This window comes from Lactobacillus sp. IBH004 (assembly GCF_026185255.2).
Lineage (GTDB): Bacteria > Bacillota > Bacilli > Lactobacillales > Lactobacillaceae > Lactobacillus > Lactobacillus melliventris.
In genome coordinates this window covers 1,762,984-1,784,396 of record NZ_CP110217.2, presented here as the reverse complement: position 1 = coordinate 1,784,396, position 21,413 = coordinate 1,762,984, and the positions used below count along the sequence as shown (strand labels likewise).

Annotated in this window: 22 protein-coding genes; 14 read left to right on the top strand and 8 right to left on the bottom strand. The window is 36.3% G+C overall.

All coding sequences use genetic code 11. From position 1 onward, the window contains the following. Positions 1–99: 99 nt before the first annotated feature. The 3 genes from LDX54_RS08840 (at position 100) to LDX54_RS08830 (ending at position 4,223) form a co-directional block, all read left to right on the top strand. On the top strand, positions 100–2,046 hold the full coding sequence (locus LDX54_RS08840; protein WP_265667381.1) for a beta-glucoside-specific PTS transporter subunit IIABC: 1,947 nt from the start codon (positions 100–102) through the stop codon (positions 2,044–2,046). Between the two features lie 12 nt (positions 2,047–2,058). Continuing rightward, entirely contained in the window at positions 2,059–3,507 is a 1,449-nt protein-coding gene (locus tag LDX54_RS08835) for a 6-phospho-beta-glucosidase (protein ID WP_281214427.1), read from the top strand. Positions 3,508–3,755: 248 nt separating this feature from the next. Beyond that, positions 3,756–4,223 carry a PBECR4 domain-containing protein gene (locus LDX54_RS08830; protein ID WP_265667383.1) on the top strand — a complete coding sequence of 156 codons (468 nt, stop codon included), beginning with the start codon at positions 3,756–3,758 and terminating at the stop codon, positions 4,221–4,223. Between the two features lie 513 nt (positions 4,224–4,736). On the opposite strand, the gene LDX54_RS08825 is transcribed toward LDX54_RS08830, so the two are convergent. Together LDX54_RS08825 and LDX54_RS08820 are read right to left on the bottom strand one after the other, a co-directional pair. Then, positions 4,737–5,372, bottom strand: coding sequence for a hypothetical protein (locus LDX54_RS08825; protein WP_265667384.1), 636 nt, complete (start codon positions 5,370–5,372; stop codon positions 4,737–4,739). 201 nt (positions 5,373–5,573) lie between these two features. Next, positions 5,574–6,431, bottom strand: a complete 858-nt coding sequence (locus tag LDX54_RS08820; protein ID WP_265667385.1) for a hypothetical protein — start codon at positions 6,429–6,431, stop codon at positions 5,574–5,576. A gap of 105 nt (positions 6,432–6,536) precedes the next feature. On the opposite strand from LDX54_RS08820, the gene LDX54_RS08815 reads away from it, so the two are divergent. Further along, positions 6,537–7,781: an MFS transporter gene (locus tag LDX54_RS08815; RefSeq protein WP_265667386.1), complete on the top strand. Its 1,245-nt coding sequence runs from the start codon at positions 6,537–6,539 to the stop codon at positions 7,779–7,781. 573 nt (positions 7,782–8,354) lie between these two features. Here the strand turns inward: LDX54_RS08815 and LDX54_RS08810 are convergent. From LDX54_RS08810 to LDX54_RS08800, 3 genes are all read right to left on the bottom strand, one after another. Further along, positions 8,355–8,687, bottom strand: coding sequence for a type II toxin-antitoxin system PemK/MazF family toxin (locus tag LDX54_RS08810; RefSeq protein ID WP_265667387.1), 333 nt, complete (start codon positions 8,685–8,687; stop codon positions 8,355–8,357). Next, a complete protein-coding gene (locus LDX54_RS08805; protein ID WP_265667389.1) occupies positions 8,681–8,803 on the bottom strand; it encodes a hypothetical protein in 123 nt (40 codons plus the stop codon). The genes LDX54_RS08810 and LDX54_RS08805 overlap by 7 nt, the downstream gene beginning before the upstream one ends. Before the next feature lie 276 nt (positions 8,804–9,079). Beyond that, positions 9,080–10,318 carry an MFS transporter gene (locus tag LDX54_RS08800; RefSeq protein ID WP_265667390.1) on the bottom strand — a complete coding sequence of 413 codons (1,239 nt, stop codon included), beginning with the start codon at positions 10,316–10,318 and terminating at the stop codon, positions 9,080–9,082. Between the two features lie 151 nt (positions 10,319–10,469). On the opposite strand from LDX54_RS08800, the gene LDX54_RS08795 reads away from it, so the two are divergent. From LDX54_RS08795 to LDX54_RS08765, 7 genes are all read left to right on the top strand, one after another. Beyond that, positions 10,470–11,399, top strand: coding sequence for a cytochrome C5 (locus LDX54_RS08795; RefSeq protein WP_265667391.1), 930 nt, complete (start codon positions 10,470–10,472; stop codon positions 11,397–11,399). A 234-nt stretch (positions 11,400–11,633) separates the two neighbouring features. Beyond that, the gene (locus LDX54_RS08790; protein WP_265667392.1) at positions 11,634–12,977 is read left to right on the top strand and encodes a 6-phospho-alpha-glucosidase; all 1,344 of its coding nucleotides are present in this window, start codon (positions 11,634–11,636) and stop codon (positions 12,975–12,977) included. Between the two features lie 21 nt (positions 12,978–12,998). Continuing rightward, positions 12,999–14,624 (top strand): alpha-glucoside-specific PTS transporter subunit IIBC, encoded by a 1,626-nt coding sequence (locus tag LDX54_RS08785; RefSeq protein WP_265667393.1) that lies wholly within the window; start codon positions 12,999–13,001, stop codon positions 14,622–14,624. Between the two features lie 73 nt (positions 14,625–14,697). Further along, on the top strand, positions 14,698–15,489 hold the full coding sequence (locus LDX54_RS08780) for a MurR/RpiR family transcriptional regulator (RefSeq protein WP_265667394.1): 792 nt from the start codon (positions 14,698–14,700) through the stop codon (positions 15,487–15,489). Next, positions 15,479–15,970 carry a hypothetical protein gene (locus tag LDX54_RS08775; RefSeq protein WP_265667395.1) on the top strand — a complete coding sequence of 164 codons (492 nt, stop codon included), beginning with the start codon at positions 15,479–15,481 and terminating at the stop codon, positions 15,968–15,970. The genes LDX54_RS08780 and LDX54_RS08775 overlap by 11 nt, the downstream gene beginning before the upstream one ends. Positions 15,971–15,979: 9 nt before the next feature. After that, positions 15,980–16,462, top strand: a complete 483-nt coding sequence (locus LDX54_RS08770) for a PTS glucose transporter subunit IIA (protein WP_265667396.1) — start codon at positions 15,980–15,982, stop codon at positions 16,460–16,462. A 322-nt stretch (positions 16,463–16,784) separates the two neighbouring features. Then, positions 16,785–16,961: a hypothetical protein gene (locus tag LDX54_RS08765; RefSeq protein ID WP_167334250.1), complete on the top strand. Its 177-nt coding sequence runs from the start codon at positions 16,785–16,787 to the stop codon at positions 16,959–16,961. Between the two features lie 85 nt (positions 16,962–17,046). On the opposite strand, the gene LDX54_RS08760 is transcribed toward LDX54_RS08765, so the two are convergent. The 3 genes from LDX54_RS08760 to LDX54_RS08750 all read right to left on the bottom strand — a co-directional run bounded on the left by LDX54_RS08760 (position 17,047) and on the right by LDX54_RS08750 (position 19,117). After that, positions 17,047–17,436, bottom strand: coding sequence for a type II toxin-antitoxin system HicB family antitoxin (locus tag LDX54_RS08760; protein WP_046325614.1), 390 nt, complete (start codon positions 17,434–17,436; stop codon positions 17,047–17,049). 29 nt (positions 17,437–17,465) lie between these two features. Then, positions 17,466–17,663: a type II toxin-antitoxin system HicA family toxin gene (locus LDX54_RS08755; RefSeq protein WP_223902860.1), complete on the bottom strand. Its 198-nt coding sequence runs from the start codon at positions 17,661–17,663 to the stop codon at positions 17,466–17,468. A gap of 200 nt (positions 17,664–17,863) precedes the next feature. Beyond that, positions 17,864–19,117, bottom strand: a complete 1,254-nt coding sequence (locus LDX54_RS08750; protein WP_265667397.1) for a Fic family protein — start codon at positions 19,115–19,117, stop codon at positions 17,864–17,866. Positions 19,118–19,481: 364 nt separating this feature from the next. Between LDX54_RS08750 and LDX54_RS08745 the strand changes: the two genes are divergently transcribed. Genes LDX54_RS08745 through LDX54_RS08735 form a run of 3 tightly spaced genes read left to right on the top strand, consistent with a single transcriptional unit; the run spans position 19,482 to position 21,396 of the window. Beyond that, positions 19,482–19,904: a helix-turn-helix domain-containing protein gene (locus LDX54_RS08745; protein ID WP_265667398.1), complete on the top strand. Its 423-nt coding sequence runs from the start codon at positions 19,482–19,484 to the stop codon at positions 19,902–19,904. Next, on the top strand, positions 19,897–20,517 hold the full coding sequence (locus LDX54_RS08740) for a Fic family protein (protein WP_265667399.1): 621 nt from the start codon (positions 19,897–19,899) through the stop codon (positions 20,515–20,517). The genes LDX54_RS08745 and LDX54_RS08740 overlap by 8 nt, the downstream gene beginning before the upstream one ends. A gap of 36 nt (positions 20,518–20,553) precedes the next feature. Continuing rightward, positions 20,554–21,396, top strand: coding sequence for a Fic family protein (locus tag LDX54_RS08735; protein WP_265667400.1), 843 nt, complete (start codon positions 20,554–20,556; stop codon positions 21,394–21,396). Positions 21,397–21,413 lie beyond the last annotated feature (17 nt).

The window sequence follows — 21,413 nt, the reverse complement described above, 5'->3', positions numbered from 1 at the left end:
GTTTACAGGCATTAACCCGAGAACTTTAGGTGAAAGTCTCACAAAAAATTAGTGAGATGTTTTCTTGAAGTTCCCGGGTTTTGCTATTTAGGAGGAAAAATGGCATACGAAGATTTAAGTAATGAAATTATCGCTGACGTTGGCGGTAAAGACAACGTAGTCAGTGTAGTTCACTGTACTACCCGTTTACGTTTTAAATTAAAGGACATGAAGAAGGCAAACGATGACAAATTAAAAGCCACTGATGGCGTAATATCTGTTGTCAAGTCCGGTGGACAATACCAAGTCGTTATTGGTAATAATGTCGCTGATGTCTATGATACTTTGGTTAAAGTAGGTGGCTTTTCTGGTGGCGGCAGCATTTCTGATGATGACGTTGACAACAGCAATATGAGCTTAGCTGATAAATTTATTGACTTGATTTCCGGTATTTTTAATCCGCTTCTAGGTGCAATGTGTGCTGGTGGTATGATTAAAGGCTTTAACGCAATGTTTTTGGCGTTTGGCTGGCTATCAGCAACTTCTGGAACATATGTCATTTTAAACGCCATTGGCGACAGTTTATTCTATTTCTTACCTATTATTTTAGGAATTTCTTCAGCGAAAAAATTTGGTATCAACACGTATCTAGGTGCCACTATTGGAGCTGCCCTTTGTTATCCTTCAATTGTGTCAATGGCAAGCAGTAAAACTGCACTGTTTACTGTCTTTAAGGGCACATTTTTAGAAGCACCGGTTCACATGACCTTTTTGGGCATTCCAGTAATTTCGATGAACTATACCACATCGGTTATTCCGATTATCATTGCGGTCTGGTTTGCTTCTAAAGTGCAAAAGGTTGCTCGTAAGGTCATTCCAGATGTTGTTAAAACTTTCTTAGTACCATTTATCGTTTTATTAATTACTGTTCCAGTTACTTTCCTTGTGATTGGCCCGGTTGCAACTTGGCTGGGTAACGGAGTTGCGGAAATTGTGAGTGCAATTTACAACTTTAGCCCGGTGATCGCTGGTATTTTAATGGGTGCATTTTGGCAAGTATTTGTCATTTTTGGCGTTCATTGGGGCTTTGTGGCAGTTATGATGACTAACATTGCTGCTATGGGCTTTGACCCGATTATTGGTTTATCATTTGCAGCCTCCTTTGCTCAAACTGGTGTGGTTTTAGCTATGATTTTTCAAACTAAAGACGAAAAGACTCGCAGTCTGGCTATTCCAGCATTCGTATCAGGTATCTTCGGTGTTACCGAACCAGCTATTTATGGTTTAACATTGCCACGTAAGAAGCCATTTATTCTCAGTTGTATTGCTTCTGCTGTTGGTGGCGGCTTAATTGGACTCTTTGGCACAAAAACTTATTTGATGGCTGGAATGGGTATCTTTGCAATTCCTTGTGCTATGGGTAAAAACGGCATTGACATGGGTGTCTATGGCTTAATGATTGGTATGGCTGCGGCAATCATTTTAGGCTTTATATTGCAAATGCTTTTGGGTAAGAAAAGTGTAGATGAGAATTTAGCTGAACAAACTGCAGGTTCTGCTGCAACAAATGGTGCTGCAGATTCAGCAGTTGTTAAGCCGGAAGTTTCATCTAATAAGGAAGAAAAATTGGTGGCTCCATTAAACGGGCAGGTTGTACCATTAAGACAAGTCAAAGATGAAGTCTTTTCCAGCGGCTCAATGGGTAAAGGCGTAGCGATTAAGCCTAAAGATGGTCAAGTTTGCTCACCTCTTGATGGTGAAGTAGTGATGGTTTTCCCTACTGGACACGCTATCGGCCTTAAATCCAATAATGGTGCAGAAGTCATGATTCACATCGGTATGGATACAGTTGAACTTGATGGCAAGGGCTTCACTACTTTAGTTAAAAAGGATCAGAAAGTTACAAAGGGTGAACCTTTAATTAACTTTGATCTGGAAGCCGTCAAAGAAGCCGGTTTTGAAACTACAACACCAATAGTTGTTACTAATTCTAATAATTACCATGAAGTTAATGCTATTGCAAATGGTACAATAACCATTGGGGATGCATTACTAGATTTAAAATAACGAAAGGAGAAAATGATGACTACAAATAATTTTCCTAAAGGATTTCTATGGGGCGGTGCTACTGCTGCTAACCAATTAGAAGGTGCCTACCAAGAAGGAGGCAAAGGCTTATCCTTGCCAGACGTTTTACCTGGTGGCAAAGACAGAATGAAGATTATTGCCTCACCTGACTTTGATTTTAAGCTAAACCCAGACTATGTTTATCCTAATCATATTGGTATTGATCACTATCATCATTACAAAGAAGACATTGAGCTTTTTGCTGAAATGGGCTTCAAGTGCTACCGCTTTTCAATTGCCTGGTCCAGAATCTTTCCTAATGGGGATGAGGAAACTCCTAATGAAGAAGGCCTTAAGTTCTACGATGCTGTAATTGACGAGTGTTTAAAGCATCACATTGAGCCTGTAATTACTATTTCACATTACGAAATGCCGCTGCATTTAATTACTGAATACGGCAGCTGGAAGAATAAGAAGCTGATCGACTTCTACGAGCGCTTTGCCCGCACTGTTTTAACCCGCTACCAAGATAAGGTTAAATACTGGATGACTTTCAACGAAATCAACAGTGCCGCTCACTTCCCAATTATGGGTCAAGGTCTCACCATCAGTAATGGTGCTGGTGACAAGAAGAATGTTTATCAAGCATGGCATAACCAATTTGTCGCTAGTGCCAAGGCTGTTAAAATTGGTCATGAACTCAATCCTGATATGAAAATTGGCTGCATGATTCTATATGCTACAACATACAGCTACGATTCTAACCCTAAGAACCAATTGGCTACCTTGCAAGATAACCAGGCTAATAACTTTTTCTGCGCTGATGTTCAAGTAAGGGGTCACTATCCTGCTTATACAAAGAGCTTATTGGCTCGCCAAGATGTTAAATTAGCAGACCTTGATTACACTGATGAAGAACTGGCATTGTTAGCTCAATATCCAGTTGACTATATTGGCTTTAGTTACTACATGTCTTCTGTAGTTGACGTTACCCACGAAAACCAAGAAACTACTAACGGCAACTTGATGGGCGGCGTTAAGAACCCATTCTTAAAGAGCAGCGACTGGGGTTGGCAAATTGACCCAACGGGTCTCAGAATTGCCTTGAACCAACTGTCAGATCGCTATCAAAAACCTGTATTCATTGTTGAAAATGGTTTAGGTGCGGTAGACAAGCCGGATGAAAATCATTATGTCGCAGATGATTACCGGATCGATTATTTGCGTGAACATATTGAGGCTATTTCCCAGGCAATAGACGATGGCGTTGACGTCATGGGTTATACTCCTTGGGGTTGCATCGACCTAGTTAGTGCCTCAACTGGTGAAATGTCCAAGCGCTATGGCTTTATCTATGTTGATGAAGATGATGAAGGCAACGGCAGCTTTAAACGTTACAAGAAGAAGTCATTTGACTGGTACAAGAAGGTTATTTCTACCAATGGTGCTGATTTAGGGTAAATGTTTTGCTTTAAAAATTGACTATTAAGTTAAGGCAATGTATCGTGGTATATGAAAGCAGGTAACTAGAGTATCTGCTAGATGTTGATTTGAGATGGGTGGATTGGACTTAGTTGCACTCACTCAAGGAGTCTTGATAGGGTTGTGTGTGAACACCTCAAGCCAATAGTAAAACACTCATTGTTGCAAATAATAAAGGAACTCTTTAAAGGAGTTCCTATTTTTTTTGAAAGAAATATATAAGATAGATGTACATACACAGGAGAGAGCAAGACCTTTTACAAGTTGCTGCAAGTGAATTCAATAAGCTAATTGGAAAAAAGGTTAAATTAATATTAGGTCGTAAAGGAAGAAGCGAAGAAGTAACGATAGTATTTGACTCTAGTGATTTCCATTATTTAGCAGGTTTACATAAGTTAAAAGATATACAAGTTGTATACAAGAAAAACGCCAAATTAGTTTTTAATGATATCTTGAAGGGGGAAATAGGTATTAATGATATTACCAAGTCTACATTTTTTTCGGTTATTGCTGAAAGAATAGAAATTATAAGTCAGATAAATGATATTTTTACTAAGGACAACCTTGTTTTTAAATTCTCCAGAATCAACATTTTAAATAGTAAAATTTTATGGCAATATCTGTTAGAATTTATGACGGTTCAAGGCTATCATGGATATTTATTTTTGAAAGAAATATCACAGACAGCCTGGTAATTATGTTTGCGTAACAGATTTTTTAAAAAAATTATAGTTTAGGTCAAATAAACATGACATTATTGCAAACAACATTAATTGATGGTGCACAAAAAAAGATTATTTTCAAAAATCCGTCCTATAACTCTAATATGAAATGATTCCCAAGTTAATTTAAATTGTACTGCTTAATAAAAAGTAAGTTTCAAATTGATATAACCCCCAAATTTAGGAGTCATATCAAAGTCCTATTTTGATTATTTAAAATTTAGTTGGATGTTCCATGTCATTAAACTGATAGCGGGCATATTTTTGCATTAACTTCTCGGTGCTTAATCTACTTGGGTAATTGCCACTTTCCTCTTATTTTGTCACTTATACTATATTGCGTTAATCATAGACTCAACAAAAAATCCTGCTTTTGTGGATAATGTAATTGTGCATTATCTACTTAAGCAGGATCATTCACTAAAACTACTTTTTCATATTGCAATAGAAAATTGGATAAGTTATGCTTTTCTAGTCCTAACACAACTATAATGATGCCCATTTACCATTATGAAAATGATTAAATAAGCTTTTGTTTTCTTCCAGCAGCCCAATTATCTGTTGTCTATCATAAACGGCTACTCCATGAGTATTAAAGATAGCAACAATTTCTACTAAATCTTTTGCTTGAATATTTCTTAATTCTAATTGAATTACTTTATTATTCACAGTCAAATTTAGTTTAAAAAAGTCTGGATTAAAATCAATTGGGCTAATTCTAACTTTTTTACGATATGTAATTTCAGCATTAGTGATATTCTCGAATAAATATGATTTTGTATATATTTTTTTGATATGTAACAGCTGCATAAGTTTCATTACATCATTTGAACTATAACTTAACACAGTAATTCCGTTTTTATTAATCTGCCAATATCCACTAAAACATGTTGGTAAAGTAATAAAAATTCCCACCAAAATTATGAGTCCCAACACCCACCAAGGTTGATAGCCAAATCCAGTCATAAATAATGACACCAAAATGACTAAAACTAGTCCTAAGATTACATGCAGAATGTTTACTTTATGTCCAACAGTTACACTTTTATCCAAGTTACTAAATCCTGAATTATTCGCAGGATAGAGTTGTCGTCCTGCAATCATTTCTTCGTTTGACTTCATGATATTCACACTCTCACAATTTAGCAGTAACCATTTTATTTGTATTTAATTATACTACGTCTTGTTTTTTTAGAAAGCGTTTTTCTTAGCAGTAATGAATAATTTTTGCTGTTTAGTAGGACTTAGAATATAAAAGTTCATTATTCAAATTGTAATAAAAAGCTGGTTACCAGTGAATGCTGGAACTAGCTTCTATTTATACTAAAATGCACCGGTTTTTTCCTGCACAATTTTTTGCAACTGCTTACTATATTCAGTCATGCCGATTAAGGCAAACTCTTCTATTTGCCTTGCGCAATTATCCAGATAAACCTGTTGGGGATCAAAATGATAGTTAATAATGTTTTCCAAGAATAATAGAGTCATCTTATTAAAGCAGGTTAGTGGCTGGGTGTGAATCTCATGGGATTTTTCCACCAACTGCTTTGCTTGCTGGTATTTGCTTTTTTCCAGACAAATGCTAATCATATTGATTAATATTCCCAACACTATAAATTGAAGACCGTCATTTTCGCTATCTTTAAATTGTTGAAAAATTTTGTTAGTAATGATCATATCACTGGCAAAATCATAAAAAACCATGCAATTCAGGAAAATTTTGATAGTTTTCCAGTCAAAATTCTCTTCATTAAAGAACTTATTCTTTAGTTGCTGGATTTCTGCAGCGCTTAATTTTTCTCTATTACCATCTATAATAGCCAGGATTGAGTTCACACGTAACATTAACTCATTTTTACTAGCAAGCCCACTACCTGCAATAGCCTGTTTGATTTCTTTTAGGCGTTTAATATCAAAATTATAATAAGCGTCCGTCATTTGGGCAACAATCTTCTTTTTGAGATTATCTTCACTTTCAGACTGGTAATCAAGTTGTTTAAAAAAATCAGCAATTTTAACGTGATTTTGCCGTAATAGTTCAATTAGATCTGCCGCTGAAATACGGGTCAGATCTTTTTCTACTTTAGAATAAAAAGAGGGGCTGATAACGTCGCCAATCCATGCGCGTTGAGTTTTGCCAGCTTCTAAACGGTATTGTCTAAGTAATGCACCGATAGTCATAGTTTAACCTCATTAAATTTTTTGTTTCATATATGACACTTTTATATTCACAATTTTAGCTTAAGTACAATTAAAAATAAAGAAAGCTAAAAAGGAGAAAAAATTATGACTATCTTTTTTAAAAATAAAGAATATCGCAAGTTTTCAATTGCCAGTATTTTATCCAGTGCTGGAGATATTTTATTCTATTTAGCGCTGATGACTTACGCTAGTCGGCTCAAAAACTATTCGCTGGCCTTATCATTAATTGCTATTTCGGAGTCAGTTCCCCGGCTGTTTTCCAGTGTTGGTGGCTATCTAGCTGACCGGACGCATAACAAATTTCAAAAAATAGTCTGGATGGCCATGATCAGAGGTGCGCTTTATTTACTGGTTGGTTTTCTTTTTAGCCAGAATATTGCGGGTTGGAATCTGGTAATTATGGTGATTATCATCAACTTTATTTCTGATACGGCCGGAACTTATTCTGGCGGACTTACCACACCATTAATTATTAGTCTGGTTAAAAAGGATGAGATTGCTGAAGCTGAAGGTTTTACTAGCGGTGTTTCGCAAGTAATCACTTTGATTAGTCAGTTTGTTGGGTCAGGACTTTTGTTATTCATGTCATATTCTGCGCTGGCTGTAATTAACGGTCTGACTTTCGTTGTGGCAGGGTTGATCTATTGCAATATTGCCAGGAGTAAACGAAAAAAGGGCATTTCAACTGTCACACAAGAAGTCGATGATCGTGGCTTTTGGTCCACCTTGGCCTTAGCATTAAAGCAAGTTAAAAAGGCTAGTGGCTTAATTACTACCTTACTGGTAATCGCCATTTTAAACGGAGTTCTCAGCACGATAGAGCCTCTGATTTCTATTGTAATTGCGGGCAATCGTCAGGTGATGGTCATTGGAACCTATAGTTTTACAATTGCATTAATCGGCGCTATGGCAGGAATAGGCGCTGCCTTAGGCAGCATTTTTGGTACTAATCTATTTAAAAATGTTAGCCTTTATATCATCATTATGTTTGCTTATATTGCTGGAGCAAGTGTCATAATTGCTATTTTAAGTAAACAAATTTGGTTCTGTTTAATAACTTATTGTATCCTAGGCTTCTTTGCAGGAACTGCTACTCCAAAATTAACCCAATGGATGGTGGGTGCAGTTGATCGTAAAATTTTGGCGTCCTCTGTTGGTCTGATTAATACGATTTTATTAATTGCCAGTCCCTTAATGACAACTGCTTTTACTACCTTATCGGCTGTGACAAGCGTCATCTATTCTCTTTGGGGTCTGTTTATCGTCAGTATTTTGCTCTTTGCAATTACCGTATTAGTGATGAGAAAATCCGCACAAAAAGGAAAATAAACAGCCAGTTTAGCTGGTAAATTTGCAGTATCTAATTTTTGCCAGCATTTTTCTAAGCCAGATATAAAAAGCCACCAAGATAATGGTGTGAATCCTAAAATTAGCACACTTTATGGTTGTTAACTGAGAACTAATTGCCCTTATTTGATCGGAGTTAGTTCTTTTAGTTTGGTCTTAATTTGATAATTATGTCAAAGCTGATAGATTATAATTTTATCTTGTTTAGCTAATTTAGACATAAAAAAGACCCAAAAGTTGGATAATTTTTGGGGTTCAGTGCAGTTTTTGCTTTTTTAAAAAATTGAACTAAAATTGTGCTAATTTTTTCATATTAGCTTCGTCTAAGCTTACTTTGATATTACCTTTCATTCTGACAGTTGGATCTATTGCCCTAACATGCTGCAGCATAGATTTCATCTTGATCTATCTCAATAAATAAAGGTGATTTAACAGACTTTTCTGCTACTCTATATTTCTTTGGTGAAGATATGAGAACTGTTAAGACCGTGTTAAAAAAGGACCAATCTTAGCTTCACAACATATCATGGAATTATTTACAGAAAAACCGCTTGGCTAATCTTTCTGAAAAACTACTTTTACAATTTTGAGTATCTTTCCCATATAGTCATCAGGTAGTTGCTCTAAATATTGAAATGATTGGTTATGATAATCGATTGTAACTAGCTGATCTAGCATGACTACGCCTTTTGTTTGAGATGCAGCAGGTAATTCTTGATATAATGGGTAGCGTCTTTTAGTAGTTGCTATAGGAGCAAACACAGCAATATGGGCGTATTTTTCGACTCCTTTATAGCTTAAATATAAATAAGGTCGTTTGCCAGATTGTTCATGCCCCTGTTTAGGACTTAAATCCATTAATAGAATAGATCCTTGCTTAATTACCATTTTTCATTTCCTTTTCTCTCATCTGGTAACTTAATTTCAGTATCAAATTCTTCACCTGAATAATCTTTAAAAAGTTCTTCAAAAGTTAAATCAGGTGTATCATCTTGCTTTGACATTATTACTTTGTTGTCCTCAATTTTAAAGTTTAACTGATCTCCTATAGTAGCGTTTAATGCTTGCAAGACTGCTTGGCTTAGTCGTATGTCTTTAGATTTACGCTATAGATAGGGCAGCTCTAATCATAGTTTTCCCTGAAAAAATAAACAATGTATATCCTAAAATGTAATAAAATTATACAATGCTTGTCTACAAAGATCAGACAAAAAAGTATCCTGAACGGAATATGATGTGACCACCAAAATTAGGATACTTTATTAGTTGTAAGTTAGTTCTTATTTATTAGCACTTTTTCTCAAACTGAAAAAGATAATGAGAATAAAGTTAATCAGTAGGGTAAAGCCTGTAGTCCAGAAAACAGTTGCGTAGTTGAACAGTCCCGAGATAGTGGAGCCCATAAGTGACCCAAACACAGAACCAACTGCTTGAAAAGACTGATTGTAGCTAAAGATACGACCAAAGCTTTCGGCTGGAGTGTTCAGTGTCAAAACGGTCTGTGCTGCCGGTAACATGGCAGCACTGGCAATTCCGAGCAGAAAACGCAATCCTGCCAGCACCCAAGGTGAGTGTGTCAAAGCCATGGGTACGAAAAGAATTGCACCTACTATTAAACCTAGGCGTAATATTTTTAGCGGACCAATTTCATCCATTTTATGACCGATTTTGGAAGCGGCCAGTAGTGTTCCGAGACCTGGGGTTGCGGCCACAATTCCAGCCACAAAGGCAATGTTTTTACTGTTAGGCATCATTGACTTAACATATAAGGAAACAATTGGGTCAATTGACATATTAGCAGCCTGCACTAAGAGAGTAGTCACGAACATCACCACAATTAGCTTAACGTTAGGCAAAGACTGCATAATTTCCTTCATTGGCTTCATTTCTGCACGAGAAATCGGAGTAAAGTTTTCATGAACTAAGAAAGTTGACCCTAAGAAGACGAGCACCATCAAGAAGCCGGTAATAAAGAACGGAATGCGGTAGCCCCAAACGCCACCTAACCAATTACCGAAGAAGTTTGACAAAACCCCACCTAAAAGTGGTCCTACCAAATTTCCAGCAGTACCGGCAGTCATCATTTGACTCATCACCCAGCCACTTTTTCTGTGGGGAGTTTCTCCTGCGATGAGGGCGGTAGCATTATTAATGTAGCCGGAAAAAGCGCCCTGAATAAAACGCATTACAATAATGTAGATGGCATTAGGAGCAAAACCGGTAGCGGTAATGGTCAAAGCCATGACTCCAGAAGCACGCATGCACATTAACTTACGGCCCTTTCTGTCGGCCAAATTGCCCCAATAAGGTGAAACTATTGCCTGAGCAATAAAGGTCATGGCAAAAGCAAGACCGGAATACATGCTAATCTGCAACTTGCTGTAGTTTCCTAGGTCAGCGATAAATAATGAAATAAAAGGCATTGTCATGGAGTAGCCCATGCCTGTAATAAAGCAGCCTAGCCATAAAGTAACAAAAGCTTTATGCCAGCCAGCTGGAAATTTTTCGGAAACTGTCAAAACGTCCTCGCTTTCTTTTTTAAGATTTTTCTAAAAAATACGATATCTTTTCTATTTTAGCACAATAAATTTGCTAAGAATTTGCTAAATAGCTGATATTTTCATATTAATCATGTTAGGATATTATTTCTGAAAGGAAGGGGTGGCTGGTATGGAAAGAAATTCACACTTGACCAGGCAGGAATATCGTGAAAAATACAGTCAAAAGTCTCAGCTTCAAAATAAAGAAATGACTAAAACAGCACTCAGAGGGCATGATACCTCTCAAACTCGTGCCGATTATCGTCATTTAAAATTAAATTTTTGGGATATATTTGCTGATCGACCATATGTTGCGGTGGCCATTGTTGTTTTGGCTATTTTCTTAGTTATGGCTAAACTGTGGTGGCTGCTTGCCGGACTGGCCGTTATTGTCGCAATCGGTATCTTCGTCATTGGTCGCAGTCACCATCCCGATCGCGTTCTTAGCCTGGAATTTAAAATGAAGTCATCTCGGAAATTAAGCATGTTACGAGCTTTGCAATTTGGCGGCTCGATCATCATGTTTCTGGCTACTTACATGAAAAAAGTAGTAACAGTCAATTTTTCTACTGCTGGTTCAACCGATGGGTTACAGATTGTGCAGGGAATTTTATCTAATCGTGGCGGTGTCTATGGTCAACAAGGATCATATTTCTTAAGCTTACTGAATACCTTAACTGGTGGACAACTTTGGGGTAAATATCGCTATGCCACTAATAGTGCCCAAATGATGAACAGTAGCGCTGGACGCTTAATTATTATGTGGATATTACTTTTAATGATTGCGCCTGCCTTTTGCGTTTTAGCACAATTTTTCCGTGAACCCTATTCACGCAATACGGCTTTAGCAGCTTCAATTGTGGCAACCATCAGTTTCGTGTTAACTCCGCGCTTATTGAGTAAGTGGATTGTAGAATATGCGGTAGAAAACCGCATGGCAAGTGTTCAGGCACAAGCCGCCATTAGCGTGGGGCCAATGGCTTATGTGGCAATCTTCTGCGCAATTTTAGTTCTAGTTATTTCTATTTATCGGGTAATTAAAAAGGACAGGTTCGTCTAAAATAGTCTTCTCATAACGTTTAACTTAAATAGCATTAATGCTGGCACCTTAGTGGTGCCAGTTTTTTTGTGAAATTAATTTCGAAAAGTGAAACAAATATTTCAAGTTGTGAAATACGTATTCACTTTCATGGAAAGCGGATACAAAAAATAAGAAAGATGTTATAAATATAAAAGTAAGCTAGCTTAGAAAATATCAGCTCAGGTTGAGCAGAGTGAATTAAAGGAGAAAAATATGTCCGAAAAAGATAAACGTTATTCCGTAGTCATTGCAGGTGGAGGTAGTACTTTTACTCCAGGATTTGTTTTAAGCTTGATTGCTAACGAGGACAGATTTCCACTGAGAAAGCTGAAATTTTATGATAACGATGCCGAAAGGCAAAAGAAAATTGGTGATGCGTGTGCAATTATTATGAAAGAGCGCGCACCGCAAATTGAATTTTCGTATACGACTGATCCTAAAGAAGCATTCACAGATGTTGACTTCGTTATGGGATCAATTCGGGTTGGTAAATACCACATGCGTGAACTCGATGAAAAGATTCCGTTAAGATATGGCGTTAACGGCCAAGAAACAACCGGACCCGGAGGAATGGCATATGGGTTGCGTTCTATTCCAGCTATTATTGAGATAATCGACTGGATGGAAAAGTATTCGCCAAATGCTTGGATGATTAACTATTCTAATACCATAGCTATTGTTGCAGAAGCTTGCCGCAGATTAAGACCAAATGCTAAAGTAATTAATATTTGTGATATGCCTGTAGCAATTATGACAAGAATGGCTCATATTTGTGGCTTAAATGATTACCATGATCTTGATGTTAACTACTATGGCCTGAACCACTTTGGCTGGTGGAAAGAAGTTCGTGATAAAAAGACGGGCAAAGACTTGATGCCTCTTCTCAAAAAGCATGTATCTGAAAATGGCTATTGGATCGGTGGCGAATACGATAAAGAAACTGAAGCAAGTTGGGCTGAAACATATAAGAAGGCTAAGGACTGCTATGCTCTTGAGCCAGAAACTTTACCTAATACTTATATGCAATATTACTATTATCCACAATATGAAGTTCAAAACGCTGACCCTAACCATACTAGAACAGATGAGATTCGTGAATACCGACAAAAGATTGTCTTCGAAGAATGTGCCAGAATTGTCAAAGCTGGTACAGCTAAGGGCAATATTTGGGAAGCAAGTGCAGAACACTCTAACTATATTGTTGATATTTGTCATGCGATTGCTTATAACACTCACGAAAAATTCTTTGCTAACATTCCGAATAACGGCGCGATTGCTAATATGGATCCTGACTCTGTTGTTGAAGTACCTTGCTGGTTTGGTGCAGATGGAGTTCAACCTATGGCAACTGGAATGGCTGGCAGATTCCAAAAGGGATTAATGGAAGAGCAACAAGCATGTGAAAAGCTGGTAGTTGATGCTTATGAACAACATTCATACAACAAGATGTGGCAAGCCTTTGCTCTTAATAAGACGGTTCCAGATGCCTTAGTTGCTAAGAAGATTCTTGATGATATGATTCCGGAAAACAAGCCATACTGGCCAGAACTTAAATAGTTGTTAGGGAGATGATAGCTTATGATGCAGAAGTTTCAAAAGTTTGGTGCAGCAATGTTTGTACCGGTGCTTTTGTTTTCATTTGCAGGAATTGTCGTTGCATTTGGTAGTTTGTTTACCAATCAGGCAGTTTTCGGCTCTCTGGCAAGCCCAGGAACAACTTGGAATTCAATTTGGGATACCATTAGTGCAGGTGGTTGGACAGTTTTTAAGCAGGAAGCTTTGCTTTTCGTCGTGGGTCTACCAATTGGTTTAGCAAATAAATCCAGAGGTAGGGCTGCCATGGAAGCAGTAATTACCTACATGACTTACAACTATTTTGTGGGTGCTATTTTGACTCACTGGGGCGCCAGTTTTGGTATTCCTAACTTTGATAAGATCCAGATTGTGGAAAACTCCACTAACCACGGACTAACAGAAATAGCAGGGATCAAGACTCTGGACACCAGTATTATTGGAGCTCTAATAGTTGCTGGTATAGTAATTTGGCTGCATAACCGTTATTTTGATAAGAAATTGCCGGACTGGCTGGGAACTTTTCAAGGGTCCACATATGTTTATATTTTAGGCTTTTTCCTTATGATTCCGCTGGCAGTTATTACCTGTTGGGGTTGGCCAAAAGTTCAGCTAGGAATTACGCAACTACAGCATTTTATTGTTAGTAGTGGTGTCGTTGGTATTTGGATTTACAACTTTTTAAATCGGGTTTTAATACCAACTGGGTTACACCACTTAGTGTACATTCCATTTCAATACGGTCCAGCTGTGGTTGCAGGAGGTTTGCAACCCTATTGGTTGAGACATCTGACTCAGTTTGCTATGAGTACTAAACCATTAAAACAGTTGGCTCCTCAATTGGGCTTCCAATTATATGGTAACGAAAAGATGTTTCTTGCTCCCATCATTTGTTTGGCCTTTTATGTTACTGCTAAAAAGAATAAAAAGAAACAAACTTCAGCTTTGTTAATTCCAGCAGCTTTGACTTCCTTTTTTACAGGTATTACTGAGCCAATTGACTTTACTTACTTGTTTGCGGCACCAGTTTTATGGATCATTTATTCATTACTTTCAGCTACTATGAACACTATTATGTTTAGTTTTGGCGTTGTTGGTAATATGTCTGGTGGTGCCATAGATACGGCTGCAGAAAATTGGATTCCTTTGTGGGCTAACCATTGGCAGACTTTTCTTACCCAAATTGTGATTGGGATTATCTTTGCAATTATTACTTTCTTTATCTTCAAATATATGATCGTGAAGTTTAATTATATTACTCCCGGTCGTGAAGAGGATACTGAGGAAGTCCACTTGATAAACAAGAAAGAATACCAAGCTAGAAAAGCTGAGCAAGCAGTTACACAAACAGATGAACAAACTGCGACTGATCCATATATTGAAAGGGCAACTGCCTTTTTAGACTTATTAGGTGGAAGTTCCAACATTAAAGAGTTAAGTTCTTGTGCGACCAGATTGCGTGTCACTGTGGCAGATCCTGATAAGATGGGCTCTGATGCTCAGTTTAAGGCAGCTAAAGCCATTAATGTTGTCCATCACGGCAAAGCAATTCAAGTTATTGTTGGCTTAGATGTTGCCCAAGTCCTTGAAGCAATGCAGGAACTAAGAAAGCAGGATAATAAACAAGATTAATTAGGGCTAGAACGCTTGTATAGGTAAAAGCAATTTGTCATATGTAAAATTACTTTATATGGAGCGTTGATCTATGTCAAAATTAGAATATTTAGTCTATCAAAATAGTAGTAAATTGAATGATTCTGAAATAAGGGTCATTCAATTTATTCTAAATAATGCAAAAGCGTGCAAAGGATTAAGTCTTACTGAACTTGCGCGCAAATTATACGTTTCACGTTCGGCGATTTTCCGTTTGTGCAAACATTTGGGCTTAAGTGGCTATGGTGAATTGAAATTTATCCTAAATGAAATGGTTCAGGAGCAGGAGCAAAGTGAGAAAAATAAAGTTCTAACGAATAACTTTAGTTCTGACTTAATTAAAGAAACAGAAAATCTAGTCAAAAATTTTCAGTCACTTAATTTAGACCCCTTTTTTACTGATCTGAGTAAAGCAGAACATAAATATATTTACTCTACCGGCTGGATTCAACAGATGCTGTCTGATTATCTTTCTCACGAGTTATTACTTTTTGGCATTTCATCAATAGTTTTGCCAGCTGCTGTCAGTGAACTGGAAATGGTAGGAAAAATAGCAGAAAAAGGCGACATGCTCTTTATTATTTCTTACACGGGCGATAATAAAGAAATTAACGATGAACTGGGTAAGTTTGAGACGGTTAACAACAAATTGCGTTATGTCTCCTTTACAGACCTAAAGCAAAATAAACTTGCTTCGCTTTCCGACTATAATTTCTACTATCCGACTGTAAAATTTTCGTCTAGCAATGATGTTTCGTTTATACTGGCTTACACCTTGGTGGATTTCATCATAAACAAGTTTGGTATTTGGCAAAAAGAAAAAAGTGATAAAAATGGTAAGTAAGATAAACAACTTTGTGATTAGTTTCTTAGACAGGGCTCATTTAGACACCAAAAAAATTTTGACAACCTATATCTATGCTTTAATTTTAATTCCCTTGTTCTTCGGCAGCTTTATAATTTTGACATCATCTGTTGCTAAACAAAACATCAATGTTGTTTTGAACAATACACCTTTGATTGCAATAGATAGGATAGTAGCTCTTACGGATTTTATTATGGGTTATTATATTTGGCTCAAGAAAGATTTGATTCTTAAGCATGAGGGTAATTATCACTTTTTGATGTTCAGTCAGGCGATCAGCCAGTTAATGGTCGGTAACATTTTTTGCTTGATTTTGGCGCTTTTTGGCATCATACGTATTAATGAACAATCCGGCAAATTAAAATGTCAAAGCAGTTTTATCAAAGTGCCTGCTGTTATCTTTTTGACTATCTTTGGTTTTTGTTTAGTTTTAACAATTAGTATATTTATTAGGAAATAGGTAGAATTAATGTTTAATATATTTAAAAAACGCGGTTTTACAGTGACTGCAGCTTGTGATGGGAAACTAATGCCAATTACAGATGTGAAAGATGAAGTTTTTTCTCAGAAAATGCTAGGCGATGGCTACGCCATTAAGCCTACAGATGGCAAAATTTATTCTCCTGTTACAGGAACTGTCACCACAGTCTTTCCCACTAAGCATGCAATCGGCATTACTACTGATAATAATTTAGAAATATTGGTCCATTTAGGAATTGATACTGTGGAATTAAAAGGTGAGCCCTTTGAAGTGGCTGTCAAACAGGGTGATACTGTTAAGCAGGATGATTATTTGGCAAGTATGAATACAGAACTGATTACGGCTGAAAATTACGATGATACGGTAATAGTTGTTTATACTAATATGGACGTCATAAAATCTGTTTCTGATGTGTCGGCAGGTGATACGACCCACGGTGACACAGTTCAGACTCTGCAGTTTAACGCTTAATTATTTTTAAATAAGATGCTTCGACCGGTTAAATAAATTAAAGCCTTGAGCTTTAATTGCAATTTTAACTACCTCGGAGCGTTTTTTATTTAATATTGTAAAGGTATAGGTTTGGATTTATTATGAGGTTAATTAAAGATTAATCGTAGAATTATTCTGATTTGGATAATAGCTGGAATAACTATATAACATCTTTGTTTGTGCGTATTATTGGAATTATTTTGTGGACGGCAATATTTTTAATTGGCGACTTTCTGGATGGGAAAATGTATCACTGGTATTTTAAAAATAATAGTAGGTAAAGAATAGTGGTGAATTCACTTTGAGTAGTAAAAACACTAACAGTTTAATAATAAAAACATCCAATGGTATGATTGAGTTACCAGCTCATATATCTCTTGATCAAAAAGCTAGAAAAAAGCTTGAGCAGCAAAGTGAAGAGAGCTTTTGGAATAATGAAGTATACATGAATGTTCTCAAAAGATTAGCGCAAGAATAAATAAAAGCACCTCTGGCTTAGCCTAGGGTGCTTTTAAAGTGAAACTATTTTTATTGTTTGAATGGGCTAAATTAAACTAATATTACTAAGCTTGCATTTGACGCAAAGCTTCCGTTGTAACTTTTGATACATTAATTTTATTTTTTTTAGCCCAATTATTTAGATCCTCTGGCAATGAAATATTGCGCCGAACAGTTTTACTATATTTATTACGCCACTTTGTCATATTAACTTTAACCCAAGATATTTGCTGATTTTTTTCCAACTTCCACTTTTTAGGATCTTGAACTCTAGGATAGCCTTGAAGGTCAATCATTGTTGCCATTGCATCTTCTGCATGATAAAGAGCTTCACCTATTGTTTGACCATCAGTGACTAAGCCTTGGATGTTAGGTGACGTAATCGCATAATAATGTCCTGATTCATCGTTACATTTTTCTATAATAACAGGATAAGCTGCAATTTCTTGTTTCATGTCAATTTAAATATGCCAAGTAAGAAACATTAATCATTTTTGCTTAAACCAGCTTCCTTTAGAATATTTCTCTCAGTTACTAAAGTTAGTTCTTTATTATGCATTGGTACCTCTGTGTATCTTTGCGTGATAGGATTATAAAAAGCTCTATGTCCTCCGCGTTTAGGACACTCTACAAAACCATGTTTTAAAAGAAATCTAATCATTTTTGCTGGTTTCCATGGCACACTTATAGCCTCCCTTCTTAACTTACAAGCATTATACACCATTATTGTGTATAATGCACTTGATATGAAGAGCAATGTATATTTTTGACTGCTTAATAGATATTACATAATTAATAATTGACTTCTGGAAATTTTATATAAAAAATACAAATAACTGGGTTTTAATCTAAAAAGCTTTTGACTATGGGATTGTTTAAATTTTAGATATTCAAACCAATTTTATCTAAAAATTTAGTAGTTAATTTTCTTTTTTTTGGCCTTCCTTTAACAGTTTTAATTAAACCCTCTTTTTCTAAATCTTCTATAGCAGTTTTTACTTTTTTAGTTGATATTTTTTCTGTGCTTTTGATGAAACTGATCAAACTTGTGTCTTGAACGCTGCCATCAAAACTGTTGAATAAAAATGACTGTGCATATACATATAAGATATTGAATTCAAAGTTAGGATAATCAAAATCTTCTAATTTCTTTTTGACAAAATTTAAAATGTTATGGTCATCTTTTAAATTACCTAGGACATATTTTTGTCCAGAAACTAAGTATTTTAGCAAACTGATAACGAATAGTGTGATTTCGCCGTAATTTTTTTCATTTTCAACTTCTTGAAATTCTTTATAATATCTTGCCTTTTTTTGATTGATCTGATAAGAAAAGCTGACAGCAGTATAAGGGTCAACTTTTTTTCCAATATAACTGCAAAAGAGATACCTTCCTAACCTGCCATTACCGTCATAAAAAGGATGAATATATTCAAAATAATAGTGGGCAACAGAGGCCTTTAAAATAGGATCATATTTATCCAAATTAATAAATTTTAGCCAATTTTCTAATTGCTGATTTATCTCATCTTCGCTGTTTTTGGGAAGATGAACAGTTTGAACTGAGTTGCCAATTCTGACAAAACTATCCCTAAATAGTTTGCCGTCGGGTAAGTTACTTTTTGCTATTTCACCTTTTAATAAAGAGTCATATAATGTTCTGATATCTTTTAGCTCATTAAGTTGATATGTTTTACCGTTTTCAATATCAAAATACATTTTAGCAAAAGATTGGAAACGCACAGTTTTATTATGATTATTAATATTTTCTACGGCTCTGTTAATTTCTTTTGTAGTAGAAGCAACATTTTCAATATCATTTGTACCTTTAATTTCTTTAATTAACAAATCAATGAAAAATTGCTCTCTGGCAACACCTGGAAGCTTGCCAATGAGTGCTTTGATTTGAGCGGAGTTCTCTCTAATGATAGTTAGCAGTGAATTATAATCTTCAATTTGTACCAAAAAAAGTGGCAATTGTGTAGGTATTCTAATTTGTTCGCGCACATCTATGGGGTTTATTGCTAACGGAAACTTAATTGTGCCATAGCCATTAAACCTTTTATTAAATTCACTAGTAACTGGCTTGCCTGGATGTTGGTAAGAATAAATTCTCAATAAGTGATATTTTGACATAATTTAGTTTACCTTTCTAATTATAAATTCAAAAAAGGCCACTTTTTGAATTTGTTTTTGATTATACACTATATTTGTTAAAAATATTGCGATTTTAGCAATAAATATTTTAAAAGCTACATAAAAATACGAAATATATTGTATTGAACCAAAAAAATATAGAGTAGTTGAACTTTTTAGATAATTTCCCTGATTACCCTTTTCGAAATAGAGTAGGCGCAATTACACGGCTTACCTGACTCTAATCCTCGACCACTAAAAGAATTACGAGTCCAATATACCTAAAATTTCCATAAATGGAATAGATATTTCCAAATATGGTATAATATATTTGGAAAATAATTTTAGAAGTGAGCATTTTAAAATGAGCGCAACAATTACAAAACTACTAAATAGTAAACACGTTTCGGTAAGGGAAGTTGCCGAAAAGAGTCATGTTTCAGAAAGTACACTGAGAAAAGCAATCGCTAGGCCTATTGAATCTTGGTCAATCAGAATTCTTGACGCCTTCGCGGCCGGTTTAGATAAAAGAGCTGGTGATTTGTTAAATATGTTAAAACCACAATCATATAATTTAGAAATTGATGACGACACACAGACCATTCAGGGCGTCTTTATACCAGATAAAGACATGTACTTCGAAATCCGGGGAGTAGTAGAAGCTAGTCATTTAGAGGGCTGGAACCCCACTAAGGAAGATATTCAAGCCGTCTTGGACGGGGTTTTAAACCCTGATCCAGAAGAAGTTAAGGAAATTGCTGCAATTTGGAATAGTAACAATGAGTGACTGGATAAAAGATACGCTGTATCCTAACGGCATTTTGAAAAACAAATATCATATTCGAGATCAGCAAAGGCTTGAACAAGTAGAGTATTTGGAAGCAACACGGAGAGCAGCAATTTTTCTCCACTCTAAGCCCCAAATTAAAAAAATTCAGGATATAAAAAAGATTCATAAAATCATGTTTGGCCGTTTATATGATTGGGCTGGAAAATATCGACCGGGTAATTTTCAAAAAAACGGTTATGACTTTTGTGATCATTCAAGATTTGGATATGCGGAAGCCAATATTAATAATATTATGCAAAATCTGCCGCAAAAGAAGGCCTTAAAGGCCAAAGATTATGCGCAGCTGTTAGATGAAATCAACTTTATGCACCCATTTAGAGAGGGCAACGGCCGGAGCTGTAAAGTTTTTCTTTCTGCATATGCCGCAAACCATGGCCAAGTGATTGACTACCCACGAAAAAATGCAGAGATGATCCAAGCGCAGATGGATGCTAATGTGGCAAAAATTTCACAATTAATTAAGGTTCAAAATATGCCTAGCCGGGAAAATGCTCTTACTATATTAGCTAATAGGTATGGTAAAAAAACAACATGTGTCGGATTAAGATGAAGTTTTTGAGTTAGAGTAGAAAGCAGGATAAGTCAATTGAAGTATGAAGACAAGTTCAGACTAACGCCTGAAGAAAATAGACGCTTTGCCAAAACTAACTTAACCAAATTAGTCTTCACGAACTCACGCTTTGAAGGCCTGACTACCACTATGCCGCAGACCCAGACAATCATTGATGGTCTGGGCGTTGACGGTGTTCCAATCGATGATATTAATATTATTGTTCAATTGAAGCGAGGCTGGCAGTTTACTATCAATGAAAAAAAGCCCCTGGACTTAAACTTCGAAAAGAGGCTTAATGCGATTGTTGCCCGCGATACGGCGGCCTTTCCAGGATATTTGCGTAATGGTTCAGGCGGTGTAGCAACTTACCGAGGCGAGTTTGAAACACCTATGATCGAAGAGAACAAGGAACAGGAATATTTAAAGCAGCTGTTAGTCAGTGATCGTACCGCCACCGATAAGGCACTGACCCTGATGTATCACAATATGCGCCAGCAAATGTTCTACGACGGTAACAAGCGAACCGCCACAATTGCAGCTAACAAGATAATGATTGATAACGGAGCCGGTCTGATTAACGTACCGCTTGACAAGTGGCCCACGTTGCAGCAAAAGCTGGCAGATTATTACTTTTCCAATGACATGACTGACCTCAAGGACTGGACGTATCAAAATGGTATTTTCGGTATGGAGCCAAACTTGCAGGCGCGGGCGGAACATAAAAGTCAGGAATTATCCGAAAGCGATGAAAAAGAAACTATTGCCGAATTCAAAAAGATGCTCAAATCAGCTAAGAAGAGCAAACAGAATAAAAAGCAGCGGGGCTTGATCGTGACGATGGACTTGAGCTTTAGTTGGCCCAAAATATTAGCTTAAATTAAGAAGGTATTACA

What these genes read in the sequence shown, in the direction of transcription:
- LDX54_RS08825 (WP_265667384.1), bottom strand. Translation starts at nt 5,372, where the DNA reads ATGAAGTCAAACGAAGAAATGATTGCAGGACGACAACTCTATCCTGCG.
- LDX54_RS08820 (WP_265667385.1), bottom strand. Translation starts at nt 6,431, where the DNA reads ATGACTATCGGTGCATTACTTAGACAATACCGTTTAGAAGCTGGCAAA.
- LDX54_RS08775 (WP_265667395.1), top strand. Translation starts at nt 15,479, where the DNA reads ATGGTAAGTAAGATAAACAACTTTGTGATTAGTTTCTTAGACAGGGCT.
- LDX54_RS08740 (WP_265667399.1), top strand. Translation starts at nt 19,897, where the DNA reads ATGAGTGACTGGATAAAAGATACGCTGTATCCTAACGGCATTTTGAAA.
- LDX54_RS08805 (WP_265667389.1), bottom strand. Translation starts at nt 8,803, where the DNA reads ATGTCAAAGCAAGATGATACACCTGATTTAACTTTTGAAGAACTTTTT.
- LDX54_RS08810 (WP_265667387.1), bottom strand. Translation starts at nt 8,687, where the DNA reads ATGGTAATTAAGCAAGGATCTATTCTATTAATGGATTTAAGTCCTAAA.
- LDX54_RS08835 (WP_281214427.1), top strand. Translation starts at nt 2,059, where the DNA reads ATGATGACTACAAATAATTTTCCTAAAGGATTTCTATGGGGCGGTGCT.
- LDX54_RS08830 (WP_265667383.1), top strand. Translation starts at nt 3,756, where the DNA reads ATGTACATACACAGGAGAGAGCAAGACCTTTTACAAGTTGCTGCAAGT.
- LDX54_RS08840 (WP_265667381.1), top strand. Translation starts at nt 100, where the DNA reads ATGGCATACGAAGATTTAAGTAATGAAATTATCGCTGACGTTGGCGGT.
- LDX54_RS08750 (WP_265667397.1), bottom strand. Translation starts at nt 19,117, where the DNA reads ATGTCAAAATATCACTTATTGAGAATTTATTCTTACCAACATCCAGGC.
- LDX54_RS08745 (WP_265667398.1), top strand. Translation starts at nt 19,482, where the DNA reads ATGAGCGCAACAATTACAAAACTACTAAATAGTAAACACGTTTCGGTA.
- LDX54_RS08785 (WP_265667393.1), top strand. Translation starts at nt 12,999, where the DNA reads ATGATGCAGAAGTTTCAAAAGTTTGGTGCAGCAATGTTTGTACCGGTG.
- LDX54_RS08770 (WP_265667396.1), top strand. Translation starts at nt 15,980, where the DNA reads ATGTTTAATATATTTAAAAAACGCGGTTTTACAGTGACTGCAGCTTGT.
- LDX54_RS08790 (WP_265667392.1), top strand. Translation starts at nt 11,634, where the DNA reads ATGTCCGAAAAAGATAAACGTTATTCCGTAGTCATTGCAGGTGGAGGT.
- LDX54_RS08795 (WP_265667391.1), top strand. Translation starts at nt 10,470, where the DNA reads ATGGAAAGAAATTCACACTTGACCAGGCAGGAATATCGTGAAAAATAC.
- LDX54_RS08780 (WP_265667394.1), top strand. Translation starts at nt 14,698, where the DNA reads ATGTCAAAATTAGAATATTTAGTCTATCAAAATAGTAGTAAATTGAAT.
- LDX54_RS08760 (WP_046325614.1), bottom strand. Translation starts at nt 17,436, where the DNA reads ATGAAACAAGAAATTGCAGCTTATCCTGTTATTATAGAAAAATGTAAC.
- LDX54_RS08815 (WP_265667386.1), top strand. Translation starts at nt 6,537, where the DNA reads ATGACTATCTTTTTTAAAAATAAAGAATATCGCAAGTTTTCAATTGCC.